Origin of the sequence: Pedobacter sp. AJM (assembly GCF_002197755.1) — a bacterium.
Taxonomy (GTDB): Bacteria; Bacteroidota; Bacteroidia; order Sphingobacteriales; family Sphingobacteriaceae; genus Pedobacter.
Genome location: NZ_NHOT01000005.1, coordinates 175,572 through 190,135, shown reverse-complemented (window position 1 = coordinate 190,135; position 14,564 = coordinate 175,572). Strand labels below are relative to the sequence as shown.

The window sequence follows — 14,564 nt, the reverse complement described above, 5'->3', positions numbered from 1 at the left end:
AAATCTGGTGCTGCTACTCATTAATGAGTAATTTATGGCTGTCAGCGTGTAATTGTGAATATTGGTTGTCTTTTTTGATACTTTAGAATGTGCTAAGACCTAGAGTATCTATTATATAGATTTCATGGTATACGGGAAACCGTAAGAACGGCCGTTTGGATACCGATATATTCACAAACTATTTAATTAACGAACTCAACAATGGTCCTTTCCAAGACAACTCCCTGTGTATTATTCATCCTATCAAGATTGAAACTATGCAGTCCATTACCTGTGGATCAATTTAGGGGCGAACAACAGGGATATTGCATTCCAAAGATACTGGAAGGATAGGTCACAAAAGAAAAATAACAACAGCTTAAATTTAACATAACCATTATGTGGTCAGATAATGAAACTTCAGAGGATTTATTAGGGTTCAAGGTGCATGCAGATCTTTTGATCGATGTAATTAAGGATGATAGCGTACTTCCGGTGACAATAGGTGTTTTTGGTGATTGGGGTAGCGGGAAGTCCAGCATACTCAAAATTATTTCCGAGTCCCTTTCCGGGAAGGACGAAGATGACCTTTTGGATGAAACCCTAGTGCTGTACTTTAATGGCTGGATATTCGAAGGTTATGATGATGCAAAGGCTGCATTATTGCAGACCATCATTGAACGTTTTGAAAAACACAAGACCCTGGGTAACAAAATTAAGGATAAGGCCAGAGGTCTTTTGCGCTCAGTAGACTGGATGAGGGTGGCAAGCCTGGGCTTCAAGAACGTCATCGTACCGGGAGCAGCGGCCCTTCTCTCCGGCGGTACATCGCTGATTCCACACCTGGTTTCAAAACTTGCTGGTATAAATGGAACCGAACTGGCTGCAAAGCTATCAGGTGATGGTGCTGAAGATTTTATTAAAGGAATTATTAAGGAATCACCGGAAGAGGAAAGTAAACTGGTGAGGGAATTCAGGGATGAATTCGAGGATATGATTGATAAATCCGGTATCAAAAAACTGGTTGTTATCATTGATGATCTGGACCGATGCAGTCCCGAAAGGATCATAGAGAACCTGGAGGCGATCAAGCTTTTCCTTAACGTCAAGAATACGGCCTTTGTGATAGGAGCTGACCCAAGGATTGTAAGGCATGCGATAGAACACCGTTACAAAACAAATGCGATTGAAAATGCAGGCGACAAGGCCACCCAGAATAAGCGGATCGTAAATGACTATCTGGAGAAGCTGATCCAGATCCCTTACAACCTGCCAAGGCTTTCAGATAGTGAAGTCGAGACTTACATGACATTGCTTTTTTGCAAACTGTACCTGGATGTTAGCTTTGAAAATGTGCATACCAGTTTTGCTAAGCACAGGGAACAGAACCGCTACAGTGTATTTGGGTTTGCAGATATCGAGGCCATGGTTACCGATGAAGAAAAGGAGAAATTGCAGGGAAACCTATCGTTGATTGCTTCCCTCGCACCCATTATAACTGAAGGTCTTAATGGCAATCCAAGGCAGATTAAGAGGTTTCTCAATACCTATACGCTACGGAACCGGTTGGTGAAGATTGCCAAACTTGGTGATTTTAAACAGGATGTATTGGCTAAACTGATGGTTCTCGAGTATGCTGCACCTCCACTCTTTAGGCAACTTTACGAGTGGCAGGCAGGGAAGAACGGGGAACCTTCTGAGATCGTGGATTTAGAAGAACTTGCGGATGAAAAGGATCTGGAGACGATCAAGACCCGTTTTAAAGATTGGAGCGAAGAAAGTATCATTAGATGGCTCGCTGTGAGCCCAAGACTAACGGGGGTGGATCTTCGGGACTACTACTGGATTTCACGGGATAAGCTGGAATCATCGCTTAGTGGGGCGTCCTTAGTTCCCGTTCACCTCAGAAACCTCGTCAAATCGCTTTTGGAATATCCTGCTGGTAGTGTGGTGGAGAAATTGGTTAAAGATGAGGTCAAAGACCGCCTGAATGGGGCAGAAACCGAAATTGTATTGCAATTATTGGAAAAAGCGCTGATCAAACATCCTGAAAACAGCAAGATCCATAAGGTTTTTATTGAAATGATGGCAGTCTCGGTACCGCAGGCGGATCAGGTCTATAAAGCTATCCTGCCCAGGATTGACCAAAACGTAATTCCTTTTAGTTTGAGAAGTGAATTTCAAATAGCAGAGCGAAAGAATCCTGAAATAAAAAATGTAATAAAGGCCTTTAAAAAAGGTACAAGCATATACAATGCATTAAACCAAAAATAGCTATATGGGAACCACACAAAGAATTATTCCGGGCGTTCCGCATCAACCGAACTGGGGTGCGTTAAATAATGCAATTACCAGGGTGGCAAATGCAGTGGAGGAAGATCAGCGAGAAGATGAAGATGCCGATAATGTACAGGACGACGGGGAAGCCCAACGGCGTTTGATCGATAGAAGGGATAATAACCTGCGAGGGGCATTGAAGAACCTGGTCAAGACCGGAGGAGGTTCCGCGGATATCAGTAAGGGTAGGTCTACTTCCATTGGAAAAGCGGGCTTAAGGACGGCGGGAAAATTTCTTTCTGTTTTTACTGATGTAGCGGAGCGGGGCCTTGAGCAGGTACTAACAGAGCTGGAAATCGAGATCGCTGGAATGAGCGTGGAGTCTGTGATAGATTTCCTACTGATTTACTGCTCATCGGGTGATGCGGGGATGGATGAAACCGCTGCCAACAAGGCTTTTGCTGAGGTAACGGAGCATATCATCGCTCAGACTGGAAATGACCTTAAGGCCTTCGAAGATTATATCAAGCAGGCAGCGGCCGGAGAAGGGTTGACAGATCTGCTTTGTGTTTTCTGGGGCTATTATATTTATGAACATCTAGCCCAGCGTTTTCAGGAGAAAATTACCCAACTGAAAGGTGAGCAGGTAAGTTTTGAAACCTTTCAGGTGATTAAAGACGATATCCTGGGGCAGGTGAAGTTACTTGGACAAGATAAAAAATTGAGTGCTGTTGACTGGCGTGGCGAGGAAGGGAAAACATTTATTGAGCAGACATTTGAATCAATTCTAAAAATAATTGCACATGAAAATTAATATACTTGTAGGAGCGGCAGCTTATGATGCCGGCCAGTTGAAAATAAATTTAGACGGTGGCGATTATGGCAGTTCAACTGTAAAATGCAATTTCTCGGATCTGCTGCCTTTTGCAGGCAAGGCCTCCAAACAGGCCGTTGATTTCTTTATGATTTCTGCGGCAGTTTATGGTATTGACCGCTTTGTGCTGCGCAGGGCCAACTCTGTGGATGGTTGGTCTCGCGAACTAAACGTGGTTTTTCCTGTCCGGGATCCGGCGTTATGGAAACCATTCAAAGTGGAGTTATCTTCACTGCTGTCATTTTTAACCGGAGACTATTGGGAAGTCGATTTTCAACAAGGTGAGATTACCCTGCCTGCCGCTGATCTCGAGGATAGGTTTAATGATGGGCTGGGGCAGGTTAATCTGTTTTCGGGAGGACTTGATTCTCTTATCGGTGCGATAAAATATTTGGAGGAAAATGCTGGACATAAACTCGTAGTCGTGTCCCACTATGATCCCCAAATGAAGGGGCCAAAGGGGGATCAGAAGGAGCTGCTTGATGATTTGAACAGCAAATATGCAGGAAGGCTTTTATCGGTGCCATCTGTCAAGGTGGAGCTTGAAAAACAGAACAAAAAACGGGAAACTACGTTCAGGTCCCGGTCTATCCTGTTTATTGGCTTGGGCGGTATGGTTTCAGATGCATTGGGCAAGAGCCTGATAGTTCCGGAAAATGGGAGCGTTTCTTTGAACTATCCTTTGAGCCCTTCAAGGCGAAGTGCCTGTAGCACCCGCACGACGCACCCAAAGGTGATCGACGGTGTGAATGTACTCTTTCAGGGGTTAGGGATTCAGACCCAGCTTAGTAATCCTTTTGAGTTCAGCACGAAAGGAGAAATGGTTAGCTCGCTTGCTCCGTATAACCCGGAAATCAATACGCTTTTAAAGTCAAATTCTTGCGGAAAACGCCGGCACGATATGAGGAAGTGGAACCCTGATGCCAAACATTGTGGCGCATGCATGCCCTGTATCTACAGAAGGGCTGCCCTGATACAGATAAGTGCCGATAAGGATGCAGACTATGGAGACCGGATCAGTGACCTTAACTTCTACGTAAAGAAAGGTCAGGATATTGCAGCCTGCCTTGCCTTTCTCAAACATGACTTAAGCCCGAAAGAAATTAAACAGGAGCTGATCATCAACGGAGTATCTGACATTTTGAAACTTGGGCCCTATGTAGCGTTGGTCGAGCGCACAAGATCTGAATTAAAAGCTTTATTTTCGCAGATCGGAAGTCCCGATGCGAAAACCAGAGCTGGAATTTAATGATTGATACACACTGCCATATTGATATGTATGCCGATCCAAATGCGGTACTGAAACGATGTGAGGGTGAAGGTATCACGGTGATTGCGATGAGCAGTTTGCCCAGTCACTTTGAACTGGGGTATCCTCACGTGCAGCCTTTTAAAAAGATCCGGCTATCGCTCGGAATGCATCCCCTCTATGCTGAACATCATAATAGGGAGATGGATCTTTTCTTTCGTAACCTTGACCGTACCTCCTACATCGGGGAAATCGGGCTTGATTTCTCACGGCAGGGCTATGCCTCGAAAGACTTGCAACTGGAGAGCTTTGAGCAGATATTGATGGCGGTATCTGGAAAAAAGAAAATCCTGAGTATACATTCGCGTAGGGCAGAAAAGGAGGTACTTGACAGGCTAAAAGCTAACAATATCGAGTCTGCAATATTTCATTGGTATTCAGGACCTACATCGCTGATAGAACAGATTGTAAATGCCGGATATTTTTTTTCGGTTAATGTGGCGATGACGAATTCAGAAAGCGGACGTAAAATCATATCAAAAATTCCGCGGTCTGCTTTACTTACAGAATCTGATGGACCCTTTATTCCTGTCAATGGGAATGAAGGAGGGCCGTGGGATATTGAGATTGTAGAGCAGTTCTTGTCCGGAATATGGGGTATGCCGGTAGAAGAGATATCTAGAAGCATTAAGGGGAATTTTCGTAGACTATTGTCTATTCTTGGCTAAATGAACAATAGCACAACAATGAGTATGTAACTGGTGAATATTATAGCCAAGACAATCTAAGTTTAAAAAACATCACTAAAAACTGATTATATAAAGGTCAATTGTCACTTCAAAAAATAAATTAATGATTATACGCTCACCATCAACAAGATATACTGATGATGCAATAGGCTTGGTTTTTGCTTACGTTCACCAGTACAGGAACATCCGGCAACAGTCGTTCAACCTAAGCTCGGTAGTAAATATCGATTTCACTGCGAAGATTGAATCAGATAAGATAACTGACCGGCCACTTCTTTCCATTTCGCCCATCACAGACAGGATCGAAGATTTGTTTCACCGAAACATCATTGACGTAAAAGCTATCCTTGGGGAAAATGGTGCAGGAAAGAGTACATTGCTGAATTACCTGGCCTTCTATGCTAGTGGGCATCCCAATTTTATGGAATACGGGCAGAACAACTGCTGGGACATTCTTATTTTTTTACGCAAACGGGTTGGACATGAGTCGGAGTTTATCGTGTATGCCAGTGAGCAGTGGAGATTAGTGGAAGAGGATATTGAGAACAGTTTCGATGGTTCAAGGGTATCCCTGCATGAAATCAAGGAATTTTCATGGGATGAAATTCACCTGCCTTTGGATGTGGTCTATTATTCGAATGTCTTTGACAATGAACACGAGGAAAGCTATTCCATCAGTAACATCAGCACAAATTATCTGATCAGGAAAGACCTGCAGACCATTGTGAATGATCCCCATGGCACCCACGGCCGGGATTTTATGATGCACAGGCTTTCAGAGGTTGGTGCACATTCCATCATGGAGGATTCACGACGGATTTCCTTCTTTCTCTCTTATAAGGATCTATTACCATTTACACGAAGGGATCACCGGATTATGGTATATTTCAGTGATGCGCCAAGAAGGGGGCTGATCAGGATAGATGACAATCCTACATCGGTCAAGGGCATTGTTTCTGCCGCTCAGATTTTTAAAGTACTGAGGCGATGGTTGGAATTACTTGATAGTCAGGAAATAAAGGCAGAAAAAGATCCTCGCAGAATTTTTTACAGGCATTACTTCAACTATTTAATCTACACGCACATCTTACAGACCTCCGACATCATGCAGCGCACTTACATCGGGTTGGATGATTATAAGGAGCAGGTTTTTAACACGTTGTTGGATTTAATGAAATCAGCTGATCTGCGTGCGGGATTAGACGGCCTGATTGATTATGCTTCAGGTCTTGAATTGGCTGTGAATAAAAAGGCTGGAGGTGGGCTCGGTGACTCTGCACTTTCATATCACTTGAAGGCATTCAAAGTATTGGATGGGCTGATGGAACCTGTTTATCGGGAGGGGTTTTTCGGTACGGGGTTTTACGCGCTTGCCGATCAGCATTTGAAGGATATACATGATCAATACTGCAATACGGTGTGGATGGATGAGTACATGAACTTTACCTTCCAGGACCTGAGTTCGGGGGAACTGGGCATGCTCACCCTGTTTTCACGTTTTTATGCGCTCGTCGATTCCAATTCACGGGGGATCAGCAAAGCGGAACAGAACAAATTACTTGTGCTTATCGACGAGGGTGATCTGTATTTTCATCCGAAATGGCAGGTGCAGTTTCTTGATTTTATTGACCGATTTTTGCCTACGATCTTACCTGGAAAGCTGATCCAGCTGATCATCACCAGTCATTCCCCTTTTATCGCTAGCGACATGCCTTCCAATCACCTTTTATCCATCAGAAAGGGGCGGCGGGATGAACGGTCACCGGTTACTGGTGCTGAAGCCGAGCACAAGACTTTTGTGATACCCACCTTGAATAAGAGTTTCGGCGCCAACATACATGAACTGCTTTCGGATAATTTTTTTCTGGAGGGTGCACATATCGGCCTGCTGGCAAAAAAGGTCATCTACAAATTGCTCGATCAGTTGGAAGGGGAAAAGGTGAATGATCCGATCTCAGAGCAGCAGATCCCCGTTGTGATCGACCAGATCGGAGAAGGATGGATCAGGAGCAGACTACAGGAAAAATATGAGATTTATTTGAACAATAACCATACGGAAATATGATCGACTTATCCTTTTTACCATTAAAAGAGCTGGCAAAAGAGCATTATAATGGTTTGAATGTAAAGGTTTACGATAGATTCAAGCAGGTGGTATCTTATTTTGAAGGGGCACGGGCGCTGGCTTTAAGGAGTCCATATCTGGAAGCTGCTTTTGATGTGCTGCTTACCGGGTTTTCAGAGAAAGTCGCCAAAGCGCTGAAATTTAATAATGTAAGTTATGCGGACATGGCTATGCATACTGATATCCAATACATATTGGATGTATTGGATAAACTTTTCAAGATAACCTTGAGTGGCGATCTGAAGAGTGTTAAGAGACTCATTACACTTGTTTACCCACGATTTAAGCTATATATCGATTTGGGTAACAAGAAGAAACTAGCTTACCTAAAATCTTTTCAACCATTTATTGCCGGACTAAAATATGTCTGGGATTATGATAAGTTTATAGGCAAAAGCGGAGCAGAAGACAGGTGGGATGGCTATCAGCTGGCCAGGAAACTGGGCGTGAGCTGTTGCCCTTATTGTAACAGGATGTACACTATTACTGTCTTTCAGCCGCCTATACCCACAGTGCTCCGCAAAGATGATCCTATAGACACAAGAAAGGTAATCCGGCCTGAATTCGATCATTTTTACTCCAAAGCAAGATATCCCTTTCTCGCGCTCAGTTTTTTTAATCTTGTTCCCAGTTGTACTGTCTGCAATTCAACACTTAAAGTGGAGCAGGAAATGGACATAGATGAACATTGCCATCCCTATGTGGAAGGATACGAGGATGTTTTTGAATTTACGACGGGAGTAAGTGTCAGGGACTTTCTTTCAAAGGGTGTCACGGATGTTCCGGTATCTTTCACCCTTAAAAAAGGAGTGGAAAAAGGCCTGGGCGAGCGTGCAACCGCAACGCAGAAGCTCTTCAGGATAGCAGATATTTATCCCGGGCATGCTGATATTGCGGCAGAAATGTTGATGAAATCGACCGGTCATTCCAAATCGATGATCAAGGCTTACTGGCAGGGAAAAAGTGAGCACGGCCATTATCTTTACCCGACCAAGGATGATCTTTACCGGCATTTTGTCGGTAATTTCATGGTGAAAAAGGATTTCCACAAAAGACCGATGGCCAAATTCCACGCTGATCTTTTAAAGGAAACTGAACTGCTGAAATTTATTCAGGATCTGCCAGCCCGCCCCGGCAAGTAATAGCGAAAAATAGTGTTGCGATATCAAAGCATCTTTTTAAAAAAGAATTATGAAATTAAGCATACTTACCCAAGAGGCGATAAGCGGGGCAGCAAAAGCAATTGACCGGGATGGAATCCCAAAGGACAGTGTCTGGAGCCAATATTACGTAGTGGTGGATGGTAAAGAGTACCCCTTCAAGCACCTGGTTTACGAAGCTTTTAAAGTATTGGGCGTAACGGACGTAAAGTTTGAATCGAATGACGGTTACCGGAATTATATGGTAGGGACAATGGGCTACCAAATGGAATATTACCTGGGCGGTTATAATTTCTTTACCAGAGATGAACTGGATTATTATGCATCGATCGCCAGAAAACCATACCGGAAGGATAATCCAGCCCATCAGGTATATCCCCAGCGGTTGAATGCGCTGATTGCAAAGGTCAACTATTGGGGGAGGCAGGTTACTTCAGTGGCGTATACATTCAGGGCCGATAGACACTGGCTGACCGGTAACACGGCCAATATCAAACCCTATTTCTGGCCAAGGATGTACAAGGGCAGGGATGAGGATATTTTCTTCAACGTGGAGGTCAATGGCGACAAACGCACGCTTTCCTATAAAATGGATGAATACCGAAATAATGTAGAGGCAGTATCGCTTGAAGAGGTCAGACTGGAAGCTAATAAACTGTTGGAAGAGAGTGGCACCAGGTTGTACTTGTTTGAGTTTAAAGATGGGATGCCTGATCGCTTGATTAGGGAAGACATAAAGTTTTTTTTTCCTAGCAATATGCTGACTGAGGTACTGAGGGTAATCAAAGACACTGAGACTGGCCATTTAAGGGAAAAGGAATTAAAAGAAATTAAGTTTTTTGCCTATCTCATGAGTCAATAGACGCTGTATAAAAACAAATCCGTTACCGAAGCTAGACTGCAAATCATAGGTGCAATAAACTTAAATATTGATTATTTCAATAATGCTGAATGAATATTGTTATTTTCAATAAAAGTATCTAAAACTTCCTTTATGACTTTCAAGCGTGATTTTGGCAATGACATAGCTTTTTGGATAGTAATAATAAGTAATAATATTAGTCTCATAATTTATATTATGTTAAGTTAGTATTTAAAGGCTTCCCCCTTGTTGCGGTTTGAGTCCTATTATAATTCCTGAAGTTTGCGGTTTAGTTCCTGTACTTTGTCCGTATCTTTTTTCCGGGAATAGATATCTGCCAATAGCTGAACCGTTTTTTTATCGTTGGGATTAATTTCATTTGCCCGCTGCAAAGCAAACTGTGCACGGTTAATTAATGAATTATATTTAGCTGCCTTTTCAGGGTCGCTTTTTTTCAAAGTTTCATTTGCCGTATTGATATATGCCAGGCTCAACTGATACAAAGCATCAAAGTAATTTTGATCTGTAGCCAGCGCTTTGTCATAAGCCAGGATTGCAGTCGAATTATTTCCACCGGCCTGTTGTAGATATCCATATAAGAAATAAAGCAGTTTGTTCGCCTTTTCAACTTTAAGGTTGCCTTCAATCAAACTGGTTGCTTTGGCGTAATTTTCTGTATCTAAAAGCAAATTGATATACTCATTGGTCAGATTATGATGAAACGGATTTTTCAATAACCCCTCTTCAAGGGTTTTAATGGCTGTTTCATTGTCGTATTTTGATGCATATAACTGAGCCAGCTTTTGAAACATTGATGCATTGCGAATGCCGTTATCTTTAGCCCTTTTAAAATAATTAATGGCCTCATCATAATTTTGAATATTCAGTGCACAAATGGCTGTATTTAAGGCCAAGGTAGTATCCGCAGGAAAACTGTCGCTAACCTCTTTTAAATCATCATAAGCTTCCTTAAAATCATTATTAAAATAAGAAGCATTGCCCAGCTCCTGTTTTTTGATCAGGATATTGTGGTTGGAAGCCTTAATCAGACCAGAATTATCTTCATATTTATCTAAACCTCTGGCCTGTTTAATGGCAGCATTTGCGGCTTCGTAAAATTTATCTGAATTGGCAGCATCGGTATCAATAATTGCGGCATAAGATGTCAGGTATGATTTCAGTGACCAGGTTTCTGCCCAGTTTTTTGTTTTATTATCCTTTTCTGCAGATTCAATAGCTTTTAAGCCTTCCGCAACAATGGAAAGTTGTTTCTTCTCATCATCCTTATTGGCTATGGAAGCCTGAAGTTTCCCAACCGAATTTCGGGCAATGAGAATCTGACTTTTCTGGGCAAAAGAATGTAGTGAGGCGGAAACTAGAATTGCTGTGAATAGCTTAAAACCATTATGCATAGTAAATCAAATATTGATAGGTATAAAAAATGCTAGTTCGGTAAAATTAAGCAAAAAAAAAGAGTCCTGACTTAAATCAGGACTCTTTTTTAAATTTTAGCTTTCAACTATTGCTTTGGCAAGGCATCTAATTTTGCCTTTACATCATTATAGTTTTTAGTATCGTTTCTAAACGCATAAATGGTTTTTAACGTTTCTAAAGCACCAGCATTTTTCGGATCGATTTCCAATGCTTTTTTATAAAATGGCAATGATTTATCCAGTAAGCCATTCATTTTGGTGGTGATTTCATTAAATTCTTTCACCTTCTTCTGGTCAATTTTATTCCGGTCTGCCTGAAGTTTCAATGCTTGAGAGAAATAAATATTTCCCAATAACACCTGATAGCTGGCATTATTTGGTTCTTTTGTGGCTAAAGTATTTAACATCTGCTCAGATTTCGCTACATCTCCCCTGTCGATATAAATCTGTGTTTCGGTTTTGATCAAATCAGCATTATCAGGATATTTGGCTACTGCTTCAGCAATTAAAGCCAGCGCAGCGGTAGTATCCTTTTGTTTTCTTAACGTGACATCAACCAATTCATTGTACAAATCTTTAGATTGTGGAGAGTTTAAAGAGATCACCTTTTTAAACTGTTGAATCATGCCTGGATAATCTTCCACATTTCTTGCAGCAATTCCCGCATTCAGGTACATAGAAGTATCTGCAGGATTGATTACAGTAGCCTGAACAAATTTAGCATAAGCCGTTTTATAATCTTTTTTATTATATGCCAATACACCGGCATTTCTTACCGCATTGGACACATTGGTTTCTGCCAGTGTAATGTTTTCTTTTTCTGAGCCTTTGGTATCCAGCTTTTTAGCTTCTACCAATGCATCCTGAGCGATTTTTAAATTCGCGTCTGCATTAGCTGCATTCACGGTATCTAAAATGGCAGCTGAAGAAGCAAATAATGCACGATATGTCCAGGCTTCAGGCATTACTTTAGACTTTTCATCTGCAATGGCTTTATCTGTATGGGCTAGACCGGTTTTAATTGATTCTAGTTTTTTATCTAAAGGTGTTGCACCTTGTGTTGTTAACTGAAAAATTCCCCATGCTTTTTTAGCTTCATTAACCTCACTTTTCTGAGCAAATGCAGCGCTTACCGCTCCTGCTAAAATTATACCTAGAAATACTCTTTTCATAATTTTTATTCTAATTTTTATTTTAGTTAAACTTATTCTTCTGTTGTTTCATCGGCATCATCTTCGTCCTCTTCCGTTTCTTCAGCTTCAGCAGCAGGGTCAGCTTCCAGTTCTTCACCATCAACAACCAGTACGCTGTCTAAATCAACTGTTTCTTCCTCATCCTCTTCATGATCGATCTTTGTTACTGATGCAATCTCATCATCACCCTTCAGCGAGATTAAACGTACCCCTTGCGTGGCACGTCCCATTACCCTTAATGCTGAAACAGGGATTCTGATTACAATACCTGAACGATTAATGATCATCAGATCTTCGCTATCTGTAACGTCTTTAATGGATACTAATTGCCCGGTTTTTTCGGTAACATTGATTGTTTTTACACCTTTACCACCACGATTGGTTACGCGGTAATCTTCAATGTCCGTCCGTTTTCCATATCCCTTTTCTGATACTACTAACACCGTAACTTCCGGATTGTTTACAGCAATCATGCCAACAACCTCATCTTTATCATGCGCAAGCCTTACACCACGCACACCAGTTGCTGTTCTGCCCATCGGACGAACTGTACTTTCATTAAAACGAATGGCTCTGCCAGAGCGTAAAGCCATGACAATTTCACTCTGTCCGTTAGTTAAACAAGCTTCTAATAATACATCTCCGTCATTAATATTGATGGCATTAATACCATTTACACGCGGACGTGAATAAGCTTCAAGAGAAGTTTTTTTAATGGTACCTTTTTTAGTACACATAATAATGAAATTGTTCTCCAGGTATTCCTGATCCTTCAGATTTTTCACCTTAATGTAAGCCTTGATTTTCTCGTCTTTCGGAATGTTGATGATATTCTGTATCGCCCTTCCCTTACTGGTTCTGGAACCTTCCGGAATTTCGTAAACCCTCAGCCAGAAACATCTACCTGCTTCGGTAAAGAACAACATGTAATTGTGGTTGGTGGCCACCAGCATATGTTCAATAAAATCTTCATTTCTGGATGTGCTTCCTTTCGATCCTTTTCCACCTCTACCCTGTGCCCTGAATTCAGTTGCAGGCGTACGTTTTACATAACCTTCATGAGATATGGTAATAACTACCTCTTCATCATCAATGAAATCCTCCATGCTCATATCTTCGGCAGAGTGAACAATCGTTGTTCTACGCTCATCGCCAAATTTCTGTTGAATTTCTGCCAGCTCATCTTTGATAATCTGCATCCGTAAACCTTCATCAGCCAGAATAGATTTCAAGTATTCGATGGTTTTCATCAATTCTGCATATTCTTCCTTGATTTTATCACGCTCTAGTCCTGTTAAACGACGAAGCGTCATATCCAGAATGGCACGTGCCTGAAGATCACTTAAACCAAATTTCTCCATCAAGCCCAAACGAGCCTCTTCCGGAGTTTCTGATGCACGGATTAATTTAATTACTTCATCTAAATGATCTAAAGCAATTAAATAACCTTCTAAAATATGTGCCCGTTTTTCTGCCTCAGATAATTCATATTTGGTACGGCGAATAATCACATCGTGTCTGTGATCCACAAAATGTACGATTAAATCTTTCAGATTTAACATTTGCGGACGCCCTTTCACCAATGCAATGTTGTTTACACTGAAAGAAGTTTGTAGTGCAGTATACTTATATAAGTTATTTAAAACGATTGAAGCATTGGCATCACGTTTAATTTCGTAAACGATCCGGATACCATCTTTATTGGATTCATCTTTAATGTTCGAAATACCTTCCAGTTTTTTCTCGCCAACCAATTCAGCCGTACGCTCAATCATCTGTGCTTTGTTTACCTGGTAAGGAATCTCAGTTACGATGATCACCTCACGGTCTTTAATGCTTTCAATTTCGGCTTTTGCACGCATCACGATACGTCCACGACCTGTTTCGAAAGCTTCCTTTACCCCGGTATAGCCGTAAATGATCCCGCCTGTAGGAAAATCAGGAGCTTTAACAAACTTCATCAACTCCTCAATCGTGATATCATGATTGTCAATATAGCCTACAACGCCATCTATTACTTCAGTTAAGTTATGCGGTGCCATGTTCGTGGCCATACCTACTGCAATACCTGAAGATCCGTTTACCAGTAAATTAGGGATTTTTGCGGGTAATACTGTTGGCTCCTGTAAGGTATCATCAAAGTTCAGCTGGAAATCTACTGTATCTTTATTGATGTCAGCCAGCATTTCCTCTGCAATTTTAGAGAAACGGGCCTCTGTATAACGCATTGCGGCTGGTGAGTCACCATCAATGTGACCAAAGTTTCCCTGTCCGTCAACCATCGGGTAACGCAAACTCCAGTCCTGAGCCATACGAACCATGGTGAAATATACGGATGCATCACCATGTGGGTGATACTTACCTAACACTTCACCAACAATACGGGCAGATTTTTTATGTGGTTTATTACTGGTAACGCCCAGATCAAGCATGCCATATAAAACACGGCGGTGTACCGGTTTCAATCCATCACGTACATCAGGCAAAGCCCTTGATACGATTACCGACATTGAATAGTCAATGTAGGCCGATTTCATCTGCTCCTCTATATTAATCTGGATGATTTTGTCGTTTTGTTGATTTTCTAAATCTTCTGCCATAAATTATTATTCTCGTTATCAAAAACGATGTTTCAAAAAGCTATTGTTATAACCTTGCGAATT

General features: G+C 41.6%; 10 protein-coding genes. 7 read left to right on the top strand and 3 right to left on the bottom strand.

The features are described 5' to 3' along the window. The first annotated feature begins 378 nt into the window (after positions 1-378). The 7 genes from CBW18_RS12765 to CBW18_RS12735 all read left to right on the top strand — a co-directional run bounded on the left by CBW18_RS12765 (position 379) and on the right by CBW18_RS12735 (position 9,275). Entirely contained in the window at positions 379-2,253 is a 1,875-nt protein-coding gene (locus tag CBW18_RS12765) for a P-loop NTPase fold protein (RefSeq protein WP_088301721.1), read from the top strand. 4 nt (positions 2,254-2,257) lie between these two features. Further along, positions 2,258-3,070, top strand: a complete 813-nt coding sequence (locus CBW18_RS12760) for a hypothetical protein (protein ID WP_088301720.1) — start codon at positions 2,258-2,260, stop codon at positions 3,068-3,070. Beyond that, positions 3,060-4,379 (top strand): Qat anti-phage system QueC-like protein QatC, encoded by a 1,320-nt coding sequence (qatC, locus tag CBW18_RS12755; protein ID WP_088301719.1) that lies wholly within the window; start codon positions 3,060-3,062, stop codon positions 4,377-4,379. The genes CBW18_RS12760 and qatC overlap by 11 nt, the downstream gene beginning before the upstream one ends. Further along, a complete protein-coding gene (gene qatD, locus CBW18_RS12750; protein WP_088301718.1) occupies positions 4,379-5,107 on the top strand; it encodes a Qat anti-phage system TatD family nuclease QatD in 729 nt (242 codons plus the stop codon). Before qatC ends, qatD begins: the two co-directional genes overlap by 1 nt. Before the next feature lie 124 nt (positions 5,108-5,231). Beyond that, a complete protein-coding gene (locus CBW18_RS12745; protein ID WP_088301717.1) occupies positions 5,232-7,193 on the top strand; it encodes an AAA family ATPase in 1,962 nt (653 codons plus the stop codon). Next, entirely contained in the window at positions 7,190-8,395 is a 1,206-nt protein-coding gene (locus tag CBW18_RS12740) for a hypothetical protein (protein WP_088301716.1), read from the top strand. The genes CBW18_RS12745 and CBW18_RS12740 overlap by 4 nt, the downstream gene beginning before the upstream one ends. A gap of 49 nt (positions 8,396-8,444) precedes the next feature. Beyond that, entirely contained in the window at positions 8,445-9,275 is an 831-nt protein-coding gene (locus CBW18_RS12735; RefSeq protein ID WP_088301715.1) for a hypothetical protein, read from the top strand. Between the two features lie 266 nt (positions 9,276-9,541). Here CBW18_RS12735 and CBW18_RS12730 read toward each other — a convergent pair whose 3' ends face one another. The 3 genes from CBW18_RS12730 to gyrA all read right to left on the bottom strand — a co-directional run bounded on the left by CBW18_RS12730 (position 9,542) and on the right by gyrA (position 14,501). Then, positions 9,542-10,687: a lipopolysaccharide assembly protein LapB gene (locus tag CBW18_RS12730; RefSeq protein WP_088301714.1), complete on the bottom strand. Its 1,146-nt coding sequence runs from the start codon at positions 10,685-10,687 to the stop codon at positions 9,542-9,544. Between the two features lie 107 nt (positions 10,688-10,794). Beyond that, entirely contained in the window at positions 10,795-11,880 is a 1,086-nt protein-coding gene (locus CBW18_RS12725) for a lipopolysaccharide assembly protein LapB (protein WP_088301713.1), read from the bottom strand. Between the two features lie 32 nt (positions 11,881-11,912). Further along, on the bottom strand, positions 11,913-14,501 hold the full coding sequence (gene gyrA, locus CBW18_RS12720) for a DNA gyrase subunit A (RefSeq protein ID WP_088301712.1): 2,589 nt from the start codon (positions 14,499-14,501) through the stop codon (positions 11,913-11,915). Positions 14,502-14,564 lie beyond the last annotated feature (63 nt).

Excerpts from the sequence above, each read along its gene's own strand:
- CBW18_RS12765 (WP_088301721.1), top strand. The coding sequence starts at position 379 with ATGTGGTCAGATAATGAAACTTCAGAGGATTTATTAGGGTTCAAGGTG.
- CBW18_RS12760 (WP_088301720.1), top strand. The coding sequence starts at position 2,258 with ATGGGAACCACACAAAGAATTATTCCGGGCGTTCCGCATCAACCGAAC.
- qatC (WP_088301719.1), top strand. The coding sequence starts at position 3,060 with ATGAAAATTAATATACTTGTAGGAGCGGCAGCTTATGATGCCGGCCAG.
- qatD (WP_088301718.1), top strand. The coding sequence starts at position 4,379 with ATGATTGATACACACTGCCATATTGATATGTATGCCGATCCAAATGCG.
- CBW18_RS12745 (WP_088301717.1), top strand. The coding sequence starts at position 5,232 with ATGATTATACGCTCACCATCAACAAGATATACTGATGATGCAATAGGC.
- CBW18_RS12740 (WP_088301716.1), top strand. The coding sequence starts at position 7,190 with ATGATCGACTTATCCTTTTTACCATTAAAAGAGCTGGCAAAAGAGCAT.
- CBW18_RS12735 (WP_088301715.1), top strand. The coding sequence starts at position 8,445 with ATGAAATTAAGCATACTTACCCAAGAGGCGATAAGCGGGGCAGCAAAA.
- CBW18_RS12730 (WP_088301714.1), bottom strand. The coding sequence starts at position 10,687 with ATGCATAATGGTTTTAAGCTATTCACAGCAATTCTAGTTTCCGCCTCA.
- CBW18_RS12725 (WP_088301713.1), bottom strand. The coding sequence starts at position 11,880 with ATGAAAAGAGTATTTCTAGGTATAATTTTAGCAGGAGCGGTAAGCGCT.
- gyrA (WP_088301712.1), bottom strand. The coding sequence starts at position 14,501 with ATGGCAGAAGATTTAGAAAATCAACAAAACGACAAAATCATCCAGATT.